The organism is Bradyrhizobium sp. CSS354 (assembly GCF_029051725.1).
GTDB lineage: Bacteria > Pseudomonadota > Alphaproteobacteria > Rhizobiales > Xanthobacteraceae > Bradyrhizobium.
This window is the reverse complement of sequence record NZ_JAACFU010000039.1, coordinates 1-21889: the sequence shown is the minus strand read 5'-3', so window position 1 is coordinate 21889 and position 21889 is coordinate 1. Positions and strand designations below refer to the sequence as shown.

General features: G+C 63.7%; 21 protein-coding genes. 14 read left to right on the top strand and 7 right to left on the bottom strand.

Features of this window, described 5'->3' with window-relative positions; translation table 11 throughout:
* Nucleotides 1-105: 105 nt before the first annotated feature.
* The 4 genes from GWG67_RS37515 to GWG67_RS37500 all read right to left on the bottom strand — a co-directional run bounded on the left by GWG67_RS37515 (nucleotide 106) and on the right by GWG67_RS37500 (nucleotide 4695).
* Entirely contained in the window at nucleotides 106-2067 is a 1962-nt protein-coding gene (locus GWG67_RS37515; protein ID WP_275174688.1) for a DEAD/DEAH box helicase, read from the bottom strand.
* A gap of 311 nt (nucleotides 2068-2378) precedes the next feature.
* Entirely contained in the window at nucleotides 2379-2891 is a 513-nt protein-coding gene (locus GWG67_RS37510; RefSeq protein WP_275174685.1) for a hypothetical protein, read from the bottom strand.
* Between the two features lie 113 nt (nucleotides 2892-3004).
* Nucleotides 3005-3433 carry a VOC family protein gene (locus tag GWG67_RS37505; protein ID WP_275174684.1) on the bottom strand — a complete coding sequence of 143 codons (429 nt, stop codon included), beginning with the start codon at nucleotides 3431-3433 and terminating at the stop codon, nucleotides 3005-3007.
* A 110-nt stretch (nucleotides 3434-3543) separates the two neighbouring features.
* Nucleotides 3544-4695, bottom strand: a complete 1152-nt coding sequence (locus GWG67_RS37500; protein WP_275174683.1) for a zinc-binding dehydrogenase — start codon at nucleotides 4693-4695, stop codon at nucleotides 3544-3546.
* A 170-nt stretch (nucleotides 4696-4865) separates the two neighbouring features.
* Between GWG67_RS37500 and GWG67_RS37495 the strand changes: the two genes are divergently transcribed.
* The 6 genes from GWG67_RS37495 (at nucleotide 4866) to GWG67_RS37470 (ending at nucleotide 10766) form a co-directional block, all read left to right on the top strand.
* Nucleotides 4866-5804 carry an acyl-CoA desaturase gene (locus GWG67_RS37495; RefSeq protein ID WP_275174687.1) on the top strand — a complete coding sequence of 313 codons (939 nt, stop codon included), beginning with the start codon at nucleotides 4866-4868 and terminating at the stop codon, nucleotides 5802-5804.
* Complete coding sequence (locus GWG67_RS37490; protein ID WP_275174682.1) at nucleotides 5794-6333, top strand: AAA family ATPase; 540 nt, start codon at nucleotides 5794-5796, stop codon at nucleotides 6331-6333. Before GWG67_RS37495 ends, GWG67_RS37490 begins: the two co-directional genes overlap by 11 nt.
* 328 nt (nucleotides 6334-6661) lie before the next feature.
* Nucleotides 6662-7909: an MFS transporter gene (locus tag GWG67_RS37485; protein ID WP_275174681.1), complete on the top strand. Its 1248-nt coding sequence runs from the start codon at nucleotides 6662-6664 to the stop codon at nucleotides 7907-7909.
* Nucleotides 7910-7961: 52 nt separating this feature from the next.
* Nucleotides 7962-9128 (top strand): MFS transporter, encoded by a 1167-nt coding sequence (locus GWG67_RS37480; protein WP_275174680.1) that lies wholly within the window; start codon nucleotides 7962-7964, stop codon nucleotides 9126-9128.
* Between the two features lie 68 nt (nucleotides 9129-9196).
* Entirely contained in the window at nucleotides 9197-9808 is a 612-nt protein-coding gene (locus GWG67_RS37475) for a PilZ domain-containing protein (RefSeq protein ID WP_007602573.1), read from the top strand.
* 331 nt (nucleotides 9809-10139) lie between these two features.
* Entirely contained in the window at nucleotides 10140-10766 is a 627-nt protein-coding gene (locus GWG67_RS37470) for a transglutaminase-like cysteine peptidase (protein ID WP_275174679.1), read from the top strand.
* A 120-nt stretch (nucleotides 10767-10886) separates the two neighbouring features.
* Here the strand turns inward: GWG67_RS37470 and GWG67_RS37465 are convergent, their stop codons facing one another.
* A complete protein-coding gene (locus tag GWG67_RS37465) occupies nucleotides 10887-12656 on the bottom strand; it encodes a CYTH and CHAD domain-containing protein (RefSeq protein ID WP_275174678.1) in 1770 nt (589 codons plus the stop codon).
* 324 nt (nucleotides 12657-12980) lie between these two features.
* Between GWG67_RS37465 and GWG67_RS37460 the strand changes: the two genes are divergently transcribed.
* Nucleotides 12981-13793 (top strand): helix-turn-helix domain-containing protein, encoded by an 813-nt coding sequence (locus GWG67_RS37460; protein ID WP_275174677.1) that lies wholly within the window; start codon nucleotides 12981-12983, stop codon nucleotides 13791-13793.
* A 164-nt stretch (nucleotides 13794-13957) separates the two neighbouring features.
* Nucleotides 13958-14887, top strand: a complete 930-nt coding sequence (locus GWG67_RS37455; RefSeq protein ID WP_275174676.1) for a tripartite tricarboxylate transporter substrate binding protein — start codon at nucleotides 13958-13960, stop codon at nucleotides 14885-14887.
* Between the two features lie 40 nt (nucleotides 14888-14927).
* Here the strand turns inward: GWG67_RS37455 and GWG67_RS37450 are convergent, their stop codons facing one another.
* Nucleotides 14928-15635: a GntR family transcriptional regulator gene (locus GWG67_RS37450; RefSeq protein ID WP_275174675.1), complete on the bottom strand. Its 708-nt coding sequence runs from the start codon at nucleotides 15633-15635 to the stop codon at nucleotides 14928-14930.
* A gap of 265 nt (nucleotides 15636-15900) precedes the next feature.
* On the opposite strand from GWG67_RS37450, the gene GWG67_RS37445 reads away from it, so the two are divergent.
* The 6 genes from GWG67_RS37445 (at nucleotide 15901) to GWG67_RS37420 (ending at nucleotide 21472) form a co-directional block, all read left to right on the top strand.
* Nucleotides 15901-16887: an ABC transporter ATP-binding protein gene (locus GWG67_RS37445; protein ID WP_275174674.1), complete on the top strand. Its 987-nt coding sequence runs from the start codon at nucleotides 15901-15903 to the stop codon at nucleotides 16885-16887.
* A 42-nt stretch (nucleotides 16888-16929) separates the two neighbouring features.
* A complete protein-coding gene (locus GWG67_RS37440) occupies nucleotides 16930-18219 on the top strand; it encodes a PotD/PotF family extracellular solute-binding protein (RefSeq protein ID WP_275174673.1) in 1290 nt (429 codons plus the stop codon).
* A 4-nt stretch (nucleotides 18220-18223) separates the two neighbouring features.
* Entirely contained in the window at nucleotides 18224-19183 is a 960-nt protein-coding gene (locus GWG67_RS37435; protein WP_275174672.1) for an ABC transporter permease, read from the top strand.
* A 3-nt stretch (nucleotides 19184-19186) separates the two neighbouring features.
* Nucleotides 19187-20065, top strand: a complete 879-nt coding sequence (locus GWG67_RS37430; RefSeq protein WP_275174671.1) for an ABC transporter permease — start codon at nucleotides 19187-19189, stop codon at nucleotides 20063-20065.
* A gap of 4 nt (nucleotides 20066-20069) precedes the next feature.
* Entirely contained in the window at nucleotides 20070-20801 is a 732-nt protein-coding gene (locus GWG67_RS37425; RefSeq protein WP_275174686.1) for an aspartate/glutamate racemase family protein, read from the top strand.
* Between the two features lie 176 nt (nucleotides 20802-20977).
* Nucleotides 20978-21472, top strand: a complete 495-nt coding sequence (locus GWG67_RS37420; protein ID WP_275174670.1) for a hypothetical protein — start codon at nucleotides 20978-20980, stop codon at nucleotides 21470-21472.
* 178 nt (nucleotides 21473-21650) lie between these two features.
* Here the strand turns inward: GWG67_RS37420 and GWG67_RS37415 are convergent.
* Nucleotides 21651-21889 (bottom strand): hypothetical protein (locus GWG67_RS37415; RefSeq protein ID WP_275174669.1); only part of this gene is annotated, 239 nt, incomplete at its 5' end.

Sequence of the window (21889 nt, the reverse complement as noted above, 5' to 3'; positions counted from 1 at the left end):
GGCGGAGGCGGCGGTGGCGGTGGCCGCTGAGCCCATCTAACTTTTCAGATGATGTCGCCGGTGCAATCCGGCGACATCATTGCTGTCCCTGCCGAAGACGCCCGTTCAACCGCGATGCTTTTTCTTCTTCGGCTTCTTGCTCGGCGCACCCTTTTCAGACCACGGCGTGACCGAAGGTTCGGAATGGCCCGGCTTGGTCTTATGCTTCTTTTTCTTCGCGAACGCCGGAGCGTCGTCGAATTTCGCAGGGCGCTCGCCGTGCGGCTTGCCGCGTGGCTTGAATTCGCTCTTGTCGCGCGGGCGATCGTCGCGACGTTCAAGATGACCGCTGTCGCGCCGCGGCGCGTGGGACCGCTCTTCCGAAGCCGCCTGCCGCTGCGGCGCATCCGCCATCGGCTCGAGGCGGATATTGTCTTCCTTGTCCGGACGCTTGATCTTCACGGCGAAGGATTCCGCGACTCGCTCGGAAATTTCGAACTCGGTCGTGGTGTCCATGATCTTGATCGCGCCGATATCGCCCTTGTCGATGCCGCCACGGCGGCAGATCATCGGCAACAGCCAGCGCGCTTCCGCATTCTTTTTCCGTCCGATGTTGGCCCGGAACCAGACGCTGCCATCCGCCATGCCATGTTTCGACGACAATTTTCCCGATTTGGGCCGAACCCTTTCGGGCCGATCGTCGCCACGCGAAGCGTCGCGCGGCGTACGAAAATCGTCGCGCGGCGTGCGCGTATCGTTGCGACCGCGATCGTCGCGCGGCCGGCCAGCTCGCTCGCCGGGGTCGAGGATGTCTTCGGGCGCCGGCAGCCGCGCGCGATAGAGCCGTGCGAGTGACGCGGCGATCTCCTCAGCCGACCGCTCGGCCAAGAGCGCCTGCGCCAGCGCCAGATCGTCCGCGGTGGTCTCCTCCGTGAACAGCACGTCCTTCATGCGCTCGTGATCGAGCTTGCGGATCTCATCCGGCTGCGGCGCCGTCCCCCAGACCGCATCGATTCCCGAGACGTTCAGCAGCATTTCCGCACGCCGCCGCCGCACGGGCGGCACCAGCAGGATGCTCGTCCCCTTGCGGCCCGCGCGGCCGGTGCGGCCCGAGCGATGCTGCATGACCTCGGCGTCGTTGGGCAGGTCGGCATGAATGACGAGGTCGAGGCTCGGCAGGTCGATGCCGCGCGCGGCGACGTCGGTCGCGACGCAGACGCGCGAGCGTCCGTCCCGCAGCGACTGCAGCGCCGTGGTTCGTTCGTTCTGCGTCAATTCGCCGGAGAGAGCGACGACGGAGAAGCCGCGCTCCAGCAGCGCCGCCTGCAAGTGTCGGACGCCATCGCGCGTGCTACAGAATACCAGCGCGCTTGGCGCCTCGTAAAAGCGCAACACGTTGACGACGGCGTGCTCGGCATCGCCGGGCGCGATCCGGATCGCGCGGTACTCAATGTCGGCATGACCGCCTTCGTCGCCTGCGACCTCGATGCGGAACGCCCGCTGCTGGTACTGCTTGGCGAGCGCGACGATGCCGCGCGGGAAGGTCGCCGAGAACATCAGGGTGCGGCGCGTGTCCGGCGTCGTCTTGAGGATGAACTCCATGTCCTCGCGAAAGCCGAGATTGAGCATCTCGTCGGCCTCGTCGAGAACGACCACCTTCAATTCCGAGATGTCGAGACGGCCGCGGCGCAAATGATCGCACAACCGGCCGGGCGTGCCGACGACGATATGAGCGCCGGCCGCAAGCTCGCGCTGCTCGCGCCTGGGATCCATGCCGCCGACGCAGGAGACGACGCGCCCGCTCGCATGCTCGTACAGCCACGCCAGCTCGCGATGGACCTGCAGGGCCAGCTCGCGGGTCGGCGCCACGATCAGAGCAAGCGGTGCACCCGCCCGCTCGAACCGCTCGGCGTCGCCCAACAGGTCCTTGGCCATGGCCAACCCATAAGCCAGCGTCTTGCCGGAGCCGGTCTGGGCCGAAACCAGCAGGTCGCGGTCGGCGGCCTCGTCCGTGAGCACGGCGAGCTGAACGGGGGTGGGACGGTCGTAGTTGCGCTCGGCCAAAGCTCGGGCGAGCGGCGGACTCATGGTCGGAAAAGACACGGGATAAACCTTGGTTGGTCCAGGCGCGGAACGTCGAGCCGCGCGACCTGAAGCTGCGTAGGCGGCAAATGGTTCGACCGCACGCGTGGTGGTTTGATTTGGACGCTCTTTACGCCAAGTGCGGGCAAATCACCATGCCTATGACGCATGGCTTTGGTGATGCCGAGAACAAGCTTACCGGTCAGCTCGACCCACTACATCCAGCGTTTTCGGGCCGTTTTGCTGCATATAGCGGGATCTGACATCAAAGCCACCGCCCAGTTCGCAAGCTTGCAGGGAGGAGCCACGCGCAGGCCCTAATCCCTGGAGGTCACCAGCCTGCCGAATCCGCCGACCAGCCTGGCTCTGGCCCGCGCAACGGCGTCCTTCGCCGCGCGGCCAAGGGCGCGAACGGCACGCCAGGCTTCGGTTGCCTGTAGCCATGCCTTGACGTCTGTGAACTTGCCATAGACCCAGGCAAAAGCCGGAATCCGCATCAGCTTGTCACGCGTGAGCTGAAACAGGCGCTCGACCAGCACGAGCTTGAGCAGCTCGCCGACGATGAAAGTCACCGCCCCGCTCACGACTTGGCCGGTCGCCGCGAGATAGGCCGCGACGGGCTTGACCGGCTCCAGGATGATCACGGGTACGGAAAACAAGGCGAGCGAGCAATAAGGCGACAGCGATCTGATCCAGCCGCGCAATCGCTTCAATTGGAGATGCCGCCCGATCCAGCGCGAGATCGGCCTCGCCACGGCCATGAAGACCGCATCCACCAGGAAGTAGATGGCGGCCAAGATGTAAGTGACGGGTTTCAGGATCCGCTTCACGATGAACTCTCCCGTGAACTGAAAGCCGCAACCCGGGCCTAAGTTTCACCCCCGCGTGAATAACTCGCGGATTTTCGAGGGAACTTTTCGTGCACAGCCACCGCTCCCGCGTTTCAGATCTCCGCATAGACCTCCAAGAGATTGCCGTCGGGGTCGCGGAAGAACAGCGTCCGATGCCCGAACGACTGGTTTGTTGGCGGGGACAGCAGCGCCACGCCATGGCGTGCGAGTTCGTCGGCACACGCATCGACTTCGGCCGCGGAGACCTTGAAGGCCAGTTGCAGCGAGGCGCTGCCGTGCGGCACCGGCGCATCGCCCGCGGTTCGGCCCGGCTTCGCCAGCGCCAGGGTATTGCTGCCCAAGCCGTACTCGATCCAGTTCGGCGACAGCTCCCGCAGCAGCGGAAACGCGAGAACGTCCTCGTAGAAGCGACGCATCGCCGCCATGTCGCGCACGAAGATGACGGTGTAGTCGATGGCGCGGATAGCGCTGAAGGGCGAGCGGGTGCGATGGGTTGGTTCGGTTGTCTCGTCCATCATCATGCCTTTCGTTCCAAACGCCGGCCCGTAGCCCGTATGGAGCGTAGCGGAATACGGGGAGCCACAGGCGAGAATCCCGGATTGCGCTGCGCTCCATCCGGGCTACCAGTTTCTCACTCCACCAGCTCCGGCCATGGGACGATGGTCGACTTCACCGTCTTCATCGCCATTGCATCCCTGACCGCCTGTGCGACGCCGTCTTCCGTGAACGGATAGATCGTCTGCATTTTCAGCCAGGGATATTTGTCCGCCGTGCGATGGAGCATCTCGACGCCGAGCGGCAGATCGTTGCCGGTGAAACCCCAGGAGCCCAGCACGTTGAGATCCTTGGTGCAGATGCGGTGCCAGGAGGTCTCGATCGAGCCGGCGTCGGTGAACTGTCCCATCTCGACATAGGTGCCGCCGTCGCGCAGCATCTCGATGCCTTCGGGGCCGGCTGAGGGGTGGCCCGAGCAATCCATCACCAGATCGGCGCCGAAGCCGCCGACGATCTCGCGCACGCGGGCGATGCGGTCTTGCGGTGACTTCAGTTCGTCGATGTTCACCGTCGCCTCCGCGCCGAACTCGCGCGCGAGCTTGAGCCGCGGCTCCTCCGGCGCACCGACGCAGATCACGCGCCCGGCCCCCATCTCCTGCGCGGCGGCGACCGCAAGAATGCCGATCGGGCCCGAGCCCTGGATCACCACCGTGTCGCCCCAGGAAAAACCGCCTGCACGGCTGGCGCGATTGAAGGCGCGGATGCAGGAGGTCAGCGGCTCCGACAGCGCACCCAGCCGCAGCGACATGTCGTCAGGCAATTTGTAGATCTTGGTGCCCGGCAGCATGTCGAGATCGACATAGACGTATTCGGCCCAGCCGCCCCACATGTGAGGCGCTTTGTCGAAGCCGAGATAGCGGCCGTAATAGACCGGCGTCAGACATTTGTTGGCGGTCAGCGGATAATGGATGCAGTAATAGCAGCGGCCGCAGGGCATCAGCGGCGGGATCATCACTTTCGAGCCGACCTTGAGCGGCTTGCTCATGAAGTCCTCGGTGAATTCGTCACCGCATTCGACGATGATTCCGCCGAGCTCATGGCCGAGCGTGAACGGCCATGGCAGCGGCTTCGGCCAATGTCCTTTCAGAATGTGCAGGTCCGTGCCGCAGACACCACAGGCGCCGACCTTGATCAGCGCGGCCTTTTTGCCCACCTTCGGCCACGGCACGGTGCGGATGACGGGCTCCGAGCCCGGCCCTGCGTGGGTGCAGACGCGGATTTGGTCCATGGCTGTTTCCTCGATATCCGCGTTTTATGATTGGCGATGCGGGCTGCCATCAGCCTATGTCAGCCGTACGACGTTGGAAATACCAAGGCGGGCGTTGACACCCCGCGGTTGTGTCCGCAGGCTGCGCACGCCGAGGCCAAGCTGCTTCGGACTCAGGTCGGGATCAGACCATGGACGTACAACCAGGCTCCGAACGAATTATCGTCACATCCGATACCAATCCACTCGACGGTGTTGTGCGATGGGCGCCGGGAAAATCGCTCTGGCTGACGGGCATGACCACGGCTGCGGTCGTACTTGGACCAGTCTGCTTCTCATGGTCGGCGTTCGGCCTCTTCATCGCAGCCAGCGCCATCACGCTCTGCTGCGGACATTCCGTCGGAATGCATCGCAAGCTGATCCATGCGAGCTTTGACTGTCCGCTCTGGCTCGAACATATCCTGGTCTATCTCGGCACGCTTGTCGGCATGGCCGGTCCGTTCGGCATGATCCGGCTGCACGATTTCCGCGACTGGGCACAACGCCAGCCCGAATGCCATGACTATTCCTGCCATCGTGCCGGCTTCTTGCGAGACGCGTGGTGGCAATTGCATTGCTGGCTGGTGTTGCGCCATCCACCCGGCTTCACGCTTGAGCCGCGGCTCGCCAATGATCGGTTCTACGCCTTCGTCGAGCGCACATGGATGTTGCAACAATTGCCATGGGCCGTGCTCTTCCTTGCGATCGGCGGACTCGAATGGCTGGTCTGGGGCATTTGTGTGCGAGTCAGCGTCTGCGTGACCGGACACTGGCTGGTCGGCCACTTCTCCCATACCAATGGCAATCAGGTCTGGATCATCGATGGCGTCGCCGTCCAAGGTTACAATGTCCGCCTTGCAGCGCTGATCAGTATGGGGGAGAACTGGCACAACAACCATCATGCTTATCCCGGTTCCGCGAAAATGGGGCTGCTGCCCGGACAGATCGATCCAGGCTGGTGGTTGATCCGGTCGTTTGAGGCTGTTGGGCTCGTCTGGAATGTCAGGACGCCGCACAATCTGCCAGAGCGGCCCGGTTTGCGGCGGCTGACGGAGGTGGAGCTGCGCGAGGGAGCAGCCGATGCTGCGTGACTACCAGGCGACGAGCTTTCTACCACCGGTCTTGATCGTGTTTGGTGGGCTTCCGGGCACGGGAAAGACGACGGTCTCCCGCGAGCTGGCGATGCGGCTTGCGGCGACTTATCTTCGGATCGACGCCATTGAACAAACTTTGCGGAATGCAGACCTCGCCGTCGATGCGTTGGGCTACACAATTGGCAAAGCACTCGCGGCTGAAAGCCTTAGACTCGGCGGCGCCGTTATTGTGGACTGCGTGAATCCCGTGCAGGCAAGCCGCGACGGTTGGCGACAGACCGCTTTGCAAAACTCGGCACATCTCGTCGAGATCGAATTGGTCTGCGGTGACTTGGCTGTTCACCGTCGGCGAGCGGAAGGCCGACGCTCCGACATCAACGGTATTGAACTGCCCAGCTGGGACGAAATAGTGAATCGGCACTATGAGCCGTGGGATCGAGAGCATCTTGTCCTCGATACTGCCGATGGCTCGCTCAATGATCTCGTCGAGCAGGCGCAAGCCTATGTTCGCGGCAAGATCGGTTAGGGCGCTCGAACGAGAGAACCGGATATCGCTGCGCTCATCCGGGCTACAGCGCTCGCCACACTCATCACCGTCATCCCCGCCCAACCGCAAAGCGGTTGTCGCTGGAGGTGCGAAGCTCGCGATGCATTTGCATCGCGAGCTGAAGCCTCGAAGGATGGGCCACGGGCGCTTGCAGTCCATCCTTCGAGGCGCGCAAGAGCGCGCACCTCAGGATGACGGTGGAGTGTGTGGCAGCGATGCATGGCTGACCTCCAGGCACACCCAACTGTCTTGAGCACTTGCAGTTGAACGTGTAGGCACGGCGCGAAAGTCCCAATCAGGTGCCCTCTTGAACCCCCTCCCCCAAAATCCCGTGGTCGCTTCCGGCTCGTTCGCGGCGATGAAGTCGGTGCCGTACCGGCTCCAGTTCGTCGCTTACGTGCTGGCGATGATGGCCGACAATATCGAGCATGTGATCAGCTATTGGGTGGTGTTCCAGAAATTCCATTCGCCGGCGCTGGCGGGCTTTGCGGTGCTGTCGCACTGGCTGCCGTTCCTGCTGTTCTCGGTCGCGGTTGGCGGACTGGCCGACCGGGTCGATCCGCGCCGCATCATTCAATGCGGCATGTTGCTGTTCATCGTTGCCTCGGCTGGATGGGGGTTCTTCTTCATCACCGACACGATCGAGATGTGGCACGCCATGCTGCTGCTGGTGATCCATGGCTGCGCCGGCGTGTTGTGGCAGACGCCGAACCAGCTGCTGCTCTATGATCTCGTCGGCCCCGCCGATCTTCCGAGCGCGGTGCGGCTGAATGCGATGGCGCGCTATCTCGGCATTCTGGTCGGACCTGCCGTCGGCGGCATCATCATGCTCACGCTCGGCACCTCGCATGGCATCATCTTCAACACGCTGTTTTATCTGCCGATGCTGCTGTGGCTGTTCTGGGCGCCGGTGCGCGACAGCAGCGTGGCCGTGCGGCGCTTCGCGGTGCGCGGCCTTGCCGACATCATGCTGACCATCCGCGCCATCGGCACGCAGCCGGTGCTGACGGCGATGACGTGGCTTGCCGGCCTCACCTCCTTCATGATCGGCAATGCCTATCACGCCCAGATGCCGGGCTTTGCCGGCGATCTCGGCCGCGGCGATCCTGGAATCTCCTATAGCGTGCTGCTCGCGGCTGATGCTGCCGGCGCGCTGCTCGCCGGCATCGCGCTGGAATCCTGGGGACGGCTCAAGGGCACGCCGCGCACCGCGATCGTGCTCGCGATGCTGTGGAGCGTGGCGCTGCTCGGCTTCGCCTCGGTGCGGATCTACCCGGTCGCGATCGTGCTGTTGTTCTTTGCAGGCTTCTTCGAGCTGTCGTTCAACACCATGGCGCAGGCGCTGGTGCAGTTGAACGCGCCGTCCGACATTCGCGGCCGCGTCGTCGGCCTCTACAACATGGCCGGGCTCGGCATGCGGGCCTTCAGCGGCATCACCGTCGGACTGTTCGGTGCGGCGATCGGCATTCACTGGTCGCTCGGGCTCTCGGCCGCGGTGCTGCTGGCGCTGCTATGTCTCCTCTATGGGCGCGCGACGAGGAAGACGGCCGGTTGACTCCGGCGTCTCCCCACCGCACGCTTGATACAGGGTTTGGGGAGATGAAGCGTTGCGCAATCGCTGGGGCATACTTGCGATCCTGTTCGTCGTTCGCCTCACCATCGCGTTCCAGTTCCAGAGCGTGGCCGCGGTCGCGCCGCTGCTGCAGCAGAGCTTCGGCATCGGGCTCGCCGATATCGGCATCCTGATCGGACTCTATTTCACACCGGGCATCGTGCTGGCGCTGCCGGGCGGCGCGATCGGCCGCACCCTCGGCGACAAGCCCACCACGATCGTGGCGCTGCTGCTGATGACGGCGGGCAGCCTCGTCATGGCCACCACCGACGTCTGGGGCTGGCAGATGGCGGGCCGGCTCGCCTCCGGCGCCGGCGGCGTGCTGCTGACCGTGCAACTCACCAAGATGGGCACCGACTGGTTTGCGGGGAAGGAGATCGCCACCGCGATGGCGATCTTCGTCAACTCCTGGCCGGCAGGCGTTGCGATCTCGCTGCTGGTGCTGCCGGCAATCGGCACCGCTTATGGCGCGGGCGCCGTGTTCCTCGTGGCGGGCGCGCTGACCGCGATCGGCATTGTGCTGATCACATTCTACCAATCGCCGCCCGGAGCAAGCGCCAGCGCGGCCGGCTCCGGGCGGCTTGATCCGCTCGCGCTTCTGGCGGTGATCGTCGCGGGTGCGATCTGGGGCCTCTATAATGTCGGCTTCGCCATGATCTTCTCGTTCGGCCCCTCGCTGCTCGCCGAGCGCGGCTGGAGCATTGCCGCGGCGGGATCGGCGATCAGTCTCGTGATGTGGCTGTCGGTGATCTCGGTGCCGGCGGGCGGCTATCTCGCCGATCGTTTCAAACGCCCCTTCATGCTGGCGATCGCGGCCAGCCTGGTGGTGGCCGGGCTGTTGGCCTGGCTGACCCGGTCCGACGCCGTGATCACGATCCTGGTCCTGATCGGCCTGATCGGCGGCCATCCGGCCGGGCCGATCATGAGCCTGACCGCCCGCGTGCTCGTGCCGGAAACCAGGGCGATCGGGATGGGCGTGTTCTACACTCTCTTCTATGCCGCGATGATGCTGGGGCCGGCGGTGGCGGGCCGGCTCGCCAAATCGGCCGGCACTGCCGCGGTCGCGCTCGACCTCGGCGCGCTGACGGTGCTGGCCTGCCCGCCACTGATGTGGCTTTTCGAACGCATTGTGGCTGTTCGTCATCGCCGCGCCCGATGCTAACGCGGCATTAACCCTGTGCACCTTAGGGTCGTCCCGGACTCCGCCAGGCGGGGGGTCGGGTTGTGAAAATGGCGTTGGCGCACAAAAAATTTCTTCCGGCCGCCGAGGAACGTCGGCGTTTCCAGCGGGTGAAGGTTCACCTGCTCGGCCGCTACATGCTGCCGGACCGCCGTGAATTTCCCTGCCAGGTGATCAACATGTCGCCGGGCGGGCTGGCACTGCTGGCCCCCGGCATCGGCAATGTCGGCGACCGCGTGGTCGCCTATCTCGACCATATCGGCCGCGTCGAGGGCAAGATCACCCGCATCATCGACAATGGCTTCGCCATGACCGTCGGTGCCACGCCGCGAAAGCGCGACAAGCTTGCGGCACAGCTGACCTGGCTCGCCAACCGCGACATCCTCAATTTGCCGGAAGACCGCCGCCACGATCGTATCGTGCCGCGCAACCCGATCGCGGTGCTGACGCTCGAGGACGGCACCAAGATGACCTGCCGCATCATCGACCTCTCGCTCTCGGGCGCGGCCATCGCCGCCGAGAACCGCCCCCCGCTGAAATCGACGGTTCTGCTCGGCCGGGTGCAGGGTCGCGTGGTCCGAAACCTCGAAGACGGCTTCGCGCTCGAGTTCATGCATTCGCAGCCAATTGAAACTCTCGAAGAGAGCGTTACCGCGCGGTAAAGCGCGAAGGCACCAAAACCACTGCATTTCCCGCCCTGAAGGCGGCCTCCGCGATGCGGACGCCGCCTTTTTCATGGGTCGTGACCGGCCTCGCGCGGGTTAACGCGGAGGCTGCGGGTGCGTGCAAACAACGGTTCCGCCAGCGTTTCCGCGTTAATCGATAAAATTTGAATCAATTGCAGTCATATCGAATTTTATTCAAGTTTGACTCAAGTATAGATCGAATTTTCCGCGTGTTTTACTTGCATTCGTCTCGACTTGACTTGGCTGACTTAGCGGCAACTCAAAAGCTCCCTGCGCAATGTGGTCCCAACAAGAAACGGGGGCCGCAATGTTTGATTTCAGGGGACAGGGGAAGGGAATGGCGCTGGCCGCCATGCTCTTCGGAATGAGCGCGGCAGCGCAGGCCGGCGAAAGCCGTCTGCTCTACGCAAGCCTCGGCGACACCACGCGTGCGCCGATCGGCTGGGTCGAGTTCTGTGCGGATAATGCCGCTCAGTGCCAGGGCGCACCGACGCAAGCGCGCGACATCGTGATGTCGCAGGCTGCATGGCGCGACCTCGTCAAGGTCAATCGCTGGGTCAACGAGACCGTCAAGCCTTTGACCGACCAGGAGCACTGGGGCGTGATCGAAAAGTGGTCGCTACCGTCCGACGGTTACGGCGACTGTGAAGACTACGTACTGTTGAAGCGCAAGATGCTGATCGATGCCGGATGGCCGCGCGAGGCCCTACTCATCACCGTCGTGCGCGACAAGAAGGGCGAAGGACACGCGGTGCTGACGGTGAAGACCGACAAGGGCGAGTTCGTTCTCGACAATCAGAACGAGAACGTCGTTGCCTGGACGGAGACCGGCTATCGCTTCGTCAAGCGCCAGTCGCAGAGCGATCCCAACGTCTGGGTCTCGCTCGGCGACACCAAGCCGGCGGTCTCCACCGCCAGCGCGAGAGATCAGTAGAGACAAACGAAAGAGATACGCGACCCGGTCACATCCCCACCCCTCCCCGTCCCAGACCGGTTCGCGCGCGGCCAGCCATCCCCCAATGGCTGGCCGCAACTTTTCAAGGATGTACTTCGCTCAGTCCTGCGGCGTCTGCCGCGACCAGGGCACGCGCGCGGCGGTGAAATCGCGCCACGTGCTTTGCAAGGCAGGCTGCACCCCGATCGACGCGCGCGCCTGCCAGCCGGCAATCGCCGCCGCGGCAATGGCACCCTCGGGCTCAGCACCAAGCCGGTCCAGCAATGATGTAGTCACCGCCATGTCGTTGAAGGCGCCGAGCTGCTCCTGCAAATCGGCGAGCCTGCGCGAGAATTTTCGCGCGGATTTGCGGTCCACGAACAGCGGCAGCAAAAACTCGCTGAGATAGCGCAGCCGCTTGGTCGCCAGCCGCACGCGGTGCAGACCTTCGGCGGAAAGCGACTTGAAGCGGCGGCCGCGCCTGAGCACCTTCGCATATTGCTCCGACAGAATGCGCTGCGCGAAATTGACGGCGGGTTCGACGAGTTGGCTGAGATCCTCAGCGGCGACGTCGTTGCGCCAGCCGCGCATCTCGATCCAGCTGCCGAGGCCGAGCAGGAATATGGCGCAGCGGCGATCTTCGAGCGCGTCATGCGCCTTGCGATAGGCGTCGGACTGACGCCCGGCCGCGGCCCGGCCCAGCGCATCAAAGCCCGCGACCGACGGACAGGCCTTTGCGATCGTCGGCAAGGTCTCGATCTGGAACACGTCCCAGTCGCGCGCGGCGGAGAGGTCTTGCGCGAGCCATCTGGCTTCCGACCGCAGCGCGTCGAGATTGCTGAGCGCGCCGACCGACCGCATCAGGTCCAGCGCCGATCGAAGCCGGCGCAGAGAGACGCGCAGCTGATGGACGCCTTCCGGATTGCGGCCGTCCTCGGCCGCCGGCAGCGACTGAAGCAAATGGAGGAAGCAGGAGCGCAGGATCGTCGCGAACGCCTCGTCCAATGTAACTGACGGATCGAGACGAAATTTTCGCGGACGTCGCGCCGAGGGCGGCCTGTCGGCGGCGAGGTCGAAGCCGCGTGCCGATTTGGAGCGGATGGAGGGCTTCACGAGGCCGTGCTCTGCAAGCCGCAACGCGATCTCGTAGATCGTGCTGCCGCTGCCGCTCTTGAGTTCCAACTCGATCTCGCTCACCGGCAGTGAACGATCGCCGGCCGTCAACTCGCCCCGGTCGAAGGCGATCTCGACCGTGCCTGACGGCAGGTCGATCAACCGCGCATGGCGATGGACATCGGCGGTGAAGACGGCTTCGAGCGGCTGTGCTTCCAGGTGGCCGCGAAGCTTCTCCGGAATGAAAGACATTGCCAAAGCGAGATCGGGCGCAAGCGAAGGTACGCTCGCCTCCCACTCACCGCGGCGGAGCGGATCGTCCACCACATCGGTCTTCACGGTTTGCACGCAGCGCGCACCGCTCCGACGAACGCGCAAGCTCAAGCCGTTGCGACGTAACGTCCGCTCCGGCGTGTCGTAATAGACGGACTTGAGATGCTTGCGCGTGCCCTTGTTGCGCGCGTTCGCCGCGATGACGGGGGCGGCATTGAAATGCGCCATGCGATCGGCATCGACGAGAAGCTTGAGTTCGATCTCGCCGGCGGCAGGCGCGGCGCCGCTCGACGGGAGTGGTTCCGTTGCCGGTTCCGCGTCCTGCGATGGCGTCTGATCAATCACAGCGCCCTCGACGATCACAGGTTCCGCGACGAGCTCGGCGGGTTCACGCTGCCTCAAAAAGCTGGCGATGACTTGCGTTCTCTTGTTGTCCTTCGCAAGAGGATTCCCATCCCGCGCGCTCGGAACCTTGCGAACCGGCGTTGCGTCTGACTTCAGCATTTACAGGTTCATGACAGTTCGATGACGGAGCGTCCTCCTATAGCTGGTGCGGCTCGCGAGGACTAGTCACGTGACGCCGCAGCACCCGACCGTCCACACGAGGCTGCGAGCGGCTTGACCACAGGAACTAAATTGCCGCCGGCGCAGCAAGCGATCGGCTTGACTGCGAATCCCGCCCTTCTCGAAACCGAGATGAACACGTCAGCGAGCTTGACTCATTCCAGCCTTCCCGCAATCGGTGAAGGCGTTGGCGTCGAACGCGCTGCCCTGTCTCTCCGGCGGTTGCTTCATGGCCAGCGGCACACGCAATCACAAGGAGCTGCCATGACGTCGTTCCGTCCCGTCATCGCGTTGTCCAGGGGCCTGGAAGTCCTGCGGGTGATCAACCAGGAACGGCAGTCGACCGTCGGCTCGCTGCACAAAGCGACGGGGCTGAACAAGTCAACGATCGTCCGCATGCTCCAGACGCTGGAGCACGAAGGCTATGTGGTACGCCGCACCGAGCCTGCCAGCTACGCGCCGACGGGACGGGCTCTGCTGCTCAGCGCAGGCTATGACGAGCCGACCTGGATTGGCGGCATCGCAGAACCCATCCTGAACAAATTCCGCAAGCAGATCCACTGGCCGTCAGACATTGCCGTGCTCGATCAGGAATCCATGGTCATCGCCCACACGACGCGCGTGGATGGATCGCTGCTGTTCAGCCGTCCGCCGGGATTTCGCTTTCCCGTTCTCGGCACCTCGATGGGGCGCGCCTATCTCGCCTTCTGCGAGCCCGCCGAGCAGGAGCGCATTGCCGCGCGGCTTGCCCTCGGTCCCGAGCCCTGGAACGATCTGGCGCGCAACCCCGGCAGGCTCGCCAAAGTGCTGCGCGCGATCCGCGGCGCCGGCTTCGCGGTGATGGACGACAGCTACAGCCGCAGTATCTTCGGCGGCGCAGTCTGGGCGATTGGCGTACCCGTGATTTTGCGGAATCGGCTGTTCGGCAGCATGAACGTGATGATGCTGCGCGAGGCGGTCGGTCTGGAGGACGGCGTGCGGCGCTTCGTACCTCCGATGAAGAAAGTCGCTTCCGCACTTGCCGAGGCGCTCGGCGCCAAGCTTGCTGCGCCGGGCTCTCCTGAAGGTCGGCGATGATCATTTCACACAGTGAAACGATATTTTGATTTCTTGACCCTCCTCCTCGCCCGTGTGACACCTCGTTGCGGTGGCTGCCGGCTGCCCAATGACACAGGGAAAAGGGGGAGGCCGAAGTGCGGAGATCCGCAAGAGTTTGGGCTGCCGCGATTGCATGCCTCACGATGGCCGCTTCTGAAACGGCTTGGGCCGAAGCCTGGCCGACCCGGGCAATCAGGATCGTCGTCTCCACACCGGCAGGCGGCATCACCGATGCCTTCGCCCGCGCCTATGGCGACTATATCTCGCAGAAGCTTGGCCAGCCGGTCATTGTCGAAAACAAAACCGGAGCCAGCGGTGCGCTGGCGGCACAGTCGGTGAAGGATTCTCCGGCGGACGGTTACACGCTGATGTACACGATCTCGTCCACCTTGCTCGGTAACCGGCTGCTGCTGAAATCGCTGGCCTATGATCCGGACAAGGATTTCACGATCGTCGCGGTGACGCCTTCGGGGCATCTGCCGTTGGTGGTCCATTCCGCCACAAACGCAAAGACGATCGAAGAGTTCGTCGCGTACGCCCGTGGCAACAAGGTCACGGCCGGCTCGTACGGGATCGGCTCGTTCGCGCACATTGCGATCGCCGAGCTCAACCGACAATTCGGTCTCGACATTTCCATCGTGCATTACCGCGGCGAAGCGCCGATGTGGCAGGATTTGGCCGCCGGGGTGATCCAGGCGGCGGTCGGCAGCTATCAGGCCGCGCTTCCGGTGCTCGATACCGGCGTCGGCCGCCCGATTGCGGTGCCGACACCGGTGCGCATGAAGAAGCTGCCCGAGACCAGGACGTTTACCGAACAAGGGGTCACCGGCAATGTCTTCCAGCTCACCAGCTTTACCGCGCTGGTGGCGCCTGCTGCGATGCCGGCAGACCGGATCGACATGCTCGCCAAGCTGATGGTCGAAGGCGGCAAGACGGAGCGCGTGCAGAAGCTGCTCGATGCCTTCGGCGTCGACCAGCCGGCAATGGACCGCGCATCCTCGATTGCGCTCTACGAAAAGGAAGGGCCGGTCTGGCTCGGCTCGATCAAGACTCTCGGATTGGAGCCGCAATAGCCGCGGCCGCGCCCAACGGGGCGCGGACGCCTCGTTGCGCTCACGCCCCGAGCACGTCCGCGAGCCGCAACTCGTCGGCGGCGGGATCCTTCAGGAACAGCTCGGCCTCGATCTCGTTCAGATGCGACAACATCTGCGCGCGCGCGGCCTCCCTGTCGCATTTGCGGATCGCGGCGACGATGCCGGCGTGATGATTGGTGCCGCAGGCCGGCGTGTCGTGCCGGCGGTAGAGCAGGATGATGAGCGAGGAGCGCGCGATCAGCTCCTTGAGAAAACCGAGATAGATGCTGTGGCCACTCATCTCGGCGACGAGTCGATGGAAGTCGCCGGAGAGGCGGACCGAAGCACGCGCGTCGCCACGCAGCTCCGCCTCGCGTTCCTCGGCAAGATGCCGCTGGAGACGCCCGATCCAGGCCGGCGACACCGCGTCAACGGCGTGATCGACGATCGTCGGCTCGATCAGGCGGCGCGCCTCGAATACTTCTCGGGCGTCCGCAGGCGTCGGCCGCGCGACGAAGGCGCCGCGGTTCTTCTCGATGTTGACGATGCCTTCATGCGCGAGCTGTTGAAGCGCGGTGCGCACCAGCGTTCGGCTTGCGCCGTAGATCTCGCCGATCTCGTCCTCGCCGAGTTTCGTGCCGGGCAGCAGGCGATGTTCGAGGATCGCCGCAGTCACGCCTTCCCGGATGCGGCTGACGCGATCGCTCGCATCTGGCGCGTCGGATTTGGGTCGGGACTTGGCAGCCATGAATGTGAGGGCTCGATCGTCGAAGATGGCGTCGAATCCTAATCGACCAGCTGTATCCAATCACAGGCGAAACTTTATACAATCCGCGCCTGTTTTGTGTGCACGCAACTGCGAAGGCCACGAGCCGCCCACGCACATGAGATTCGATCTAACGATCTGACTCCGCTGCACTGTTTTGGAATTCGGCCGGCCGAGAACGATTCAAGCGCGATTGGCATGGACCTTGCGGAGAGAGGCGCAGCATCGCCCTCGCCCCGGACACGCCATGGCCACTCCCGCCGCCCTCGAACTGGTCGCCGTCAGCAAGCGCTACGACACGACGCTGGCGGTCGACACCGTCAATTTGAAGATCCCGGCCGGCACCTATTGCTGCCTGCTCGGCCCCTCCGGCTGCGGCAAGACCTCGACCTTGCGCATGATCGCCGGCCACGAGGCCGTCAGCGAGGGCGACATCATCCTGGGTCCGCAGAACGTCACCGATCTCGAACCCGCCAAGCGCGGCACGGCGATGATGTTCCAGTCCTACGCGCTGTTCCCGCACCTCACCGTGATCGACAACGTGGCGTTTGCCCTGAAAATGCGCGGCATCGACCGGGCGACGCGGCACAAGCGCGCCGGCGAGTTGCTCGAGCTGGTGGCGATGACGCCCTACGCGGCCCGGCTTCCCGCACAGCTCTCCGGCGGCCAGCAGCAGCGCGTCGCGCTCGCCCGCGCGCTGATCACCGAGCCGCAGATCCTGTTACTCGACGAGCCGCTCTCGGCACTCGATCCGTTCCTGCGGGTGAAGATGCGGGGCGAATTGAAGCGGCTGCAGCGCGAACTCGGCATCAGCTTCGTCCAGGTCACGCACGGCCAGGAAGAGGCGATGGCGCTCGCCGACCACATCGTGGTGATGAACCAGGGCAGGATCGAACAGCAGGGAAGTGCCCGCGATATCTTCCATCATCCCCGCACCGAATTCGTGGCGCGCTTCATTGGCGGTCACAACGTCCTCAGCGACGCAGGCAAACTCATCGCCGTGCGCGCCGATCAGCTCGGCATCGTGCCGATTGCCGACGGCGCGGTCGGCGCGCCGGCGCTGCTGACCCAGACCGAGTACCAGGGCTCCTACATCGCCGTCTCACTCACGCTCGAAGATGGGACCGCCCTGTTCTCCCACCTTCCCGAGGCCGCCTTCGACGTCCACCAGTTCCGGCCGGGCGATCGCGTGCTGGCCACCTGGGATCCCGCCAAGGCGCAACGTCTGCAATAGCGCCGATCAATCACCGGAATGCGCAACAGAGGAGTGACTGATATGACCGAAACGACCAGGAAGAAGGGCCTTAGCCGCCGCACGCTACTCAAGAGCACCGCGGGTCTCGCCGGCCTTGCCGCTGGCTCCGGCGCCATCACCGGCTTTCCCTATGTCATGTCGGCCGAGCCGAAGGTGCTGCGCTATCTCGGCACCGCGGTGAACGAGGGCGACGACATCTCCAAGCAGTGCCTGAAGGACACCGGCATCAAGATCGAATACATCACCGCGACCACCGACGACGTCACTAAGCGCGTGATGACCCAGCCGAATTCCTTCGACGTGCTGGACACCGAATATTTTTCGCTGAAGAAGATCGTCCCGTCAGGCAACATCCTTGCCCTCGACGCCAGGAAGATCAAGGAATTCGACAACATCACGCCTGTCTTCACCAAGGGCCAGACGCCTGGCGGCAAGAAGATCGGCAGCCAGGGCACTGCGCCCTGGAAGGTGCTCTATCTCGAAGGCAAGGACTCCAAGAAGTTCGCGACGTCGGCGACCGAATTCGTCACTCTGATCCCGACCGTCTACAACGCCGATACGCTCGGCATCCGTCCCGACATCATCAAGCGTCCGATCAGCTCATGGTCCGAGCTGCTCAATCCCGAATTCAAGGGCAAGGCCTCGATCCTCAACATCCCCTCGATCGGCATCATGGATGCCGCAATGGTCGTGGAAGCCTCCGGCAAGTACAAATATGCCGACAAGGGCAACATGACCAAGGAAGAGATCGATCTCACCATGAAGGTGATGACCGAGGCCAAGAAGGCCGGTCAGTTCCGCGCCTTCTGGAAAGACTTCAACGAGAGCGTCAACCTGATGGCCTCGGGCGAGACCGTCATCCAGTCGATGTGGTCGCCGGCGGTGACGAAGGTCCGCTCAATGGGGATTGCCTGCACCTTCCAGCCGCTCAAGGAAGGCTATCGCTCCTGGGCCTCGGGCTTCTGCGTCTCCAAGGGCGTCTCGGGTGCGAAGCTCGAATGGGCCTATGAGTTCGTCAACTGGTTCCTGTCCGGCTATGCCGGCGCCTATCTCAACCGCCAGGGTTACTACTCGGCCGTGCTCTCCACCGCGAAGGCGCATATGGAGCCTTACGAGTGGGCCTACTGGATGGAAGGCAAGGCGGCCGAGAAGGACATCAAGGCGCCCGACGGCTCGCTGCTCGAAAAGGCAGGCGCCGTGCGCGACGGCGGTTCCTACGAGGACCGCATGGGTGGCGTCGCGTGCTGGAACGCCGTGATGGATGAGAACGACTACATGGTCCGCAAGTGGAACGAGTTCATCGCGGCGTAATCTGATGGACACGTCGGAGGACATCCTGCAACAGGCATCCCCGGACCTGGTCCGGGGATCGGAGACGGCGCGCCGCAGCAAAGCGGCGCGGCTGTCACCCTCCTTCATCTCCTGGCTCCAGGCCGGGCCGATGATGCTGGTGTTCCTCGCCTTCTTCCTGATCCCGCTCGTCTTCGTCGTCATCGTCTCGTTCTGGGACTACAACGAATACCAGTTGCTGCCGGCCTTCTCGGGCCGCGGCTACACCGACACGTTCGAGGGCTGCATCGCGCAGCTCCCCGATCTCTGCACCATCGCCAAGACTTATCTGAAGACGCTGAAGCTCTGCTTCCTCGTGTGGATCATCACACTCTTCATCGGCTTCTGGGTCGCCTACTTCCTCGCCTTTCACGTCAAGTCGAAAACCTGGCAAATGGGACTGTCGCTGCTCTGCACGATCCCGTTCTGGACCTCCAACGTGATCCGCATGATCGCCTGGATTCCGCTGCTCGGCCGCAATGGCCTGGTCAACTCAGGCTTGGTGAAGACGGGGCTGATCAACCATCCCGTTGAGTGGCTGCTGTTCTCCGAATTCTCCGTGGTGCTGGCGCTGGTTCACCTCTTCACCTTCTTCATGGTGGTGCCGATCTTCAATTCGATGGTGCGCATCGACAAATCGCTGATCGAGGCCGCCTATGACGCCGGGGCGACCGGCTTCCAGACGCTGGTCAACGTCATCATCCCGCTCGCCAAGCCCGGTATCGTGATCGGCTCGATCTTCGTCATCACCATCGTGATGGGCGACTTCATCACCATCGGCGTGATGGGCGGGCAGCAGATCGCGGCCGCCGGCAAGATCATCGAGACGCGGGTGAACGCGCTGCAATTCCCGGCAGCGGCGGCCAACGCCGTGATCCTGCTCGTCATCACATTCCTGATCATCACCATGATGTCGCGCATCGTCGACATCAAGAAGGAGCTCTAGAGCATGAAGGAAGGACGCCCGCGATCTTTCTATGTGCTCGCGATCTTCTTCGCAGCCTACACGCTGTTCCTCTACGGCCCGATGATCGCGATCTACGTGCTGTCGTTCCAGGGACCGCAGGGTGGCCTCACCTTCCCGATGAACGGTGTGTCGACTTTCTGGATCGCAAAACTGTTCCAGGGCACCGGTATCGTCGATCTTGGCGCGGCCTTTCGCCGTTCGCTGCTGCTTGGCATTATCGTGATGATCGTCACCGTCGTGCTGTCGGTCGCCGCCGGCATGGCGTTTCGCCGCAAGTTCAAAGCGCAAAGCATCCTGTTCTACTCGGCGATCGCGAGCCTCATCGTGCCCTCGATCATCACCTCGCTCGGCATCTCGCTTGAATTCCGCATCATCGACGATCTGATCAAGGGCACCATCAACGAGAATTTCGAGACATCGATGGGCCTGCTCACCTCGGGCCTCGGCGCACATCTGACCTGGACGCTGCCGTTCGGCCTCCTCATCATGTTCGCGATCTTCAACCGGTTCGATCCCAGGCTCGAGGAAGCCGCGCGCGATCTCGGCGCAACGCCATGGCAGGCCTTCCGTCATGTCGTGCTGCCGATCATCCTGCCCTCCGTGATCGGCATTGGACTGTTCGGCTTCACGCTGTCCTGGGACGAACTCGCGCGTTCCAGCCAGGCGATCGGGGCGGTGAACACGCTGCCGCTCGATCTCCAGGGCCTCACCACCACCGTGACGAACCCGGACATCTATGCGCTCGGCACCGTGATCTCGGTCGTCTCGTTCACGGTGATCGCGCTTGCGCTCGGCACCATCCACATGCTCAACAAGCGGCAGGCGGCCAAAGGCTCGGACGCTGGCAAAGGGCTTGTCTGATCTGATGCGGCTTCACGTCGTCAATCCCAACACCACTGCGACCATGACGGTGAAGATCGCCGCTGCCGCGCGCGCGGTCGCCCTGCCCAATACCGTGATCGATGCGCGCCAGCCCACGATGGGCCCGGTCTCGATCGAGGGATTTTACGACGAGGCGTTCGCGGTGCCCGGCATGCTCGGCTGCATCCGTGAGGCCGACCGCGACGGCGCGGACGCGCATATCATTGCCTGCTTCGACGACACCGGCCTCGACGCCGCGCGCGCCGCGGCAAAGGCACCCGTGATCGGCATTGGCGAGGCCGGCTTCCACATGGCGAGCCTGATCGCCGCGCGCTTCGCCGTGGTGACGACGCTCGGTGTCTCCATCGTGCCGATCGAGCATAATTTGCGGAAATACGGCCTCGCCGAACGCTGCGCCCGCGTCCGCGCCGCCGAGGTGCCGGTGCTCGCGCTGGAGGAGCGCAACACCGATGCGCTCGCAAAAATCTCCACCGAAATCACAGTCGCGATCCGCGACGACCGCGCAGAGGCCGTGGTGCTCGGTTGCGCCGGCATGGCCGATCTCGCCAATGAACTCGCCGCCATGCACGGCCTGCCTGTGATCGACGGCGTCGCCGCCGCAGTGACTTTGGCGGAATCACTGGTGCGACTGGGACTGAAGACCTCCCGGCTCGGACCCTATGCGGCGCCCCGATCGAAGACCTATTCAGGTCCGTTTTCGCCGTTTCAGCCCTGATCTCTGCCTCTGACGGGCGCTCGGATGCCCTAAGGCATCCTGATTGCTGGTTTTTTTGCTCTTGGCCTCTTTTTGGTCCCATTCCTTGCCGAAACGTAACGCTTTCGGGACACCCGGCGGCCTCAGGGTTGCCGGTCTTCGCCACTCACCAAGTTTCAATTTGGGTTTTGTCAGCGATGATCGATCTCGCAGAGGACACACGGTCCCATCCCCTCCTTCGCCTTGGCGCCCAGCCCATCGCGCTGACCGCCGCCGCGCTCCTGCTGCTGATCGCCGGCGTGACCTCGATCGCGATCTGGCGCGTCTATACCGGCTCAGCCCCTGAGACCGACCGGGTGGTGGCGTCGCGGCAGCTTCAGGCTCGCACCGCACAAGCATCCGAGCAGCTGGTCGAGAAGACCAAGGGGCTGGAGGCAACCCAGCAGGAATCGATTGACCAGCTCCAGGTCGTCCAAGACCAGCTCCAGAGTGTGAAACGCTTGCTCGCATTCCAGCAGGCCGACACCAAGCGTCTGTCCGAGCAGGTCACGACACTCAACGAGTCCATCGACGGCCTGCGGCAATCCTTTGCCAGCGCCCGAGCAACCGAGGCGGAGACTCCCTCGGTTACCCGCAGGAAACCTGCACGGCATCGTGTCCATGCCAGTGCACGCAAGCGCTCGCGCGGCTGAGCAGTCGGCGCCGCCGCCTTAAATTTTTGGACTTGTGAACTGGATCACATTCGCCCGTATGATTCCAAGCGATGCTCGCCGTTACCGGATGGCGTGAGCCGATTTCAATGTCCGGGGCTGGCAAGGTCGTTGACGGTATATTGCGTCAACGGCCTTGTTTTTTAACGGGCGCCGCCGCCTATTCGCAAACATCCACGGGGCGGATGCGCCAGCCCGACGGCGTCATGACGCGCTTGCGCACGACGTAGCAGCCGCCATAGCCGCCATCGTTGTAGCCGGTACCATAGTAATACGGATTGCCGTAATATGGTTGGCCGTAGCCGTAATAGCCGCCGTAATAACCCGCGCCGGCAATACCCGCCCCGATGGCGATCCCCGGCCAGAAGCCGCCGCCGCGCCAATGGCCGCCGTGACCCC

What these genes read in the sequence shown, in the direction of transcription:
- GWG67_RS37450 (WP_275174675.1), bottom strand. Translation starts at nt 15,635, where the DNA reads ATGGCTGCCAAGTCCCGACCCAAATCCGACGCGCCAGATGCGAGCGAT.
- GWG67_RS37470 (WP_275174679.1), top strand. Translation starts at nt 10,140, where the DNA reads ATGTTTGATTTCAGGGGACAGGGGAAGGGAATGGCGCTGGCCGCCATG.
- GWG67_RS37445 (WP_275174674.1), top strand. Translation starts at nt 15,901, where the DNA reads ATGGCCACTCCCGCCGCCCTCGAACTGGTCGCCGTCAGCAAGCGCTAC.
- GWG67_RS37420 (WP_275174670.1), top strand. Translation starts at nt 20,978, where the DNA reads ATGATCGATCTCGCAGAGGACACACGGTCCCATCCCCTCCTTCGCCTT.
- GWG67_RS37505 (WP_275174684.1), bottom strand. Translation starts at nt 3,433, where the DNA reads ATGATGATGGACGAGACAACCGAACCAACCCATCGCACCCGCTCGCCC.
- GWG67_RS37455 (WP_275174676.1), top strand. Translation starts at nt 13,958, where the DNA reads ATGGCCGCTTCTGAAACGGCTTGGGCCGAAGCCTGGCCGACCCGGGCA.
- GWG67_RS37475 (WP_007602573.1), top strand. Translation starts at nt 9,197, where the DNA reads ATGGCGTTGGCGCACAAAAAATTTCTTCCGGCCGCCGAGGAACGTCGG.
- GWG67_RS37495 (WP_275174687.1), top strand. Translation starts at nt 4,866, where the DNA reads ATGGACGTACAACCAGGCTCCGAACGAATTATCGTCACATCCGATACC.
- GWG67_RS37435 (WP_275174672.1), top strand. Translation starts at nt 18,224, where the DNA reads ATGGACACGTCGGAGGACATCCTGCAACAGGCATCCCCGGACCTGGTC.
- GWG67_RS37500 (WP_275174683.1), bottom strand. Translation starts at nt 4,695, where the DNA reads ATGGACCAAATCCGCGTCTGCACCCACGCAGGGCCGGGCTCGGAGCCC.
- GWG67_RS37465 (WP_275174678.1), bottom strand. Translation starts at nt 12,656, where the DNA reads ATGCTGAAGTCAGACGCAACGCCGGTTCGCAAGGTTCCGAGCGCGCGG.
- GWG67_RS37515 (WP_275174688.1), bottom strand. Translation starts at nt 2,067, where the DNA reads ATGAGTCCGCCGCTCGCCCGAGCTTTGGCCGAGCGCAACTACGACCGT.
- GWG67_RS37440 (WP_275174673.1), top strand. Translation starts at nt 16,930, where the DNA reads ATGACCGAAACGACCAGGAAGAAGGGCCTTAGCCGCCGCACGCTACTC.
- GWG67_RS37490 (WP_275174682.1), top strand. Translation starts at nt 5,794, where the DNA reads ATGCTGCGTGACTACCAGGCGACGAGCTTTCTACCACCGGTCTTGATC.
- GWG67_RS37425 (WP_275174686.1), top strand. Translation starts at nt 20,070, where the DNA reads ATGCGGCTTCACGTCGTCAATCCCAACACCACTGCGACCATGACGGTG.
- GWG67_RS37460 (WP_275174677.1), top strand. Translation starts at nt 12,981, where the DNA reads ATGACGTCGTTCCGTCCCGTCATCGCGTTGTCCAGGGGCCTGGAAGTC.
- GWG67_RS37430 (WP_275174671.1), top strand. Translation starts at nt 19,187, where the DNA reads ATGAAGGAAGGACGCCCGCGATCTTTCTATGTGCTCGCGATCTTCTTC.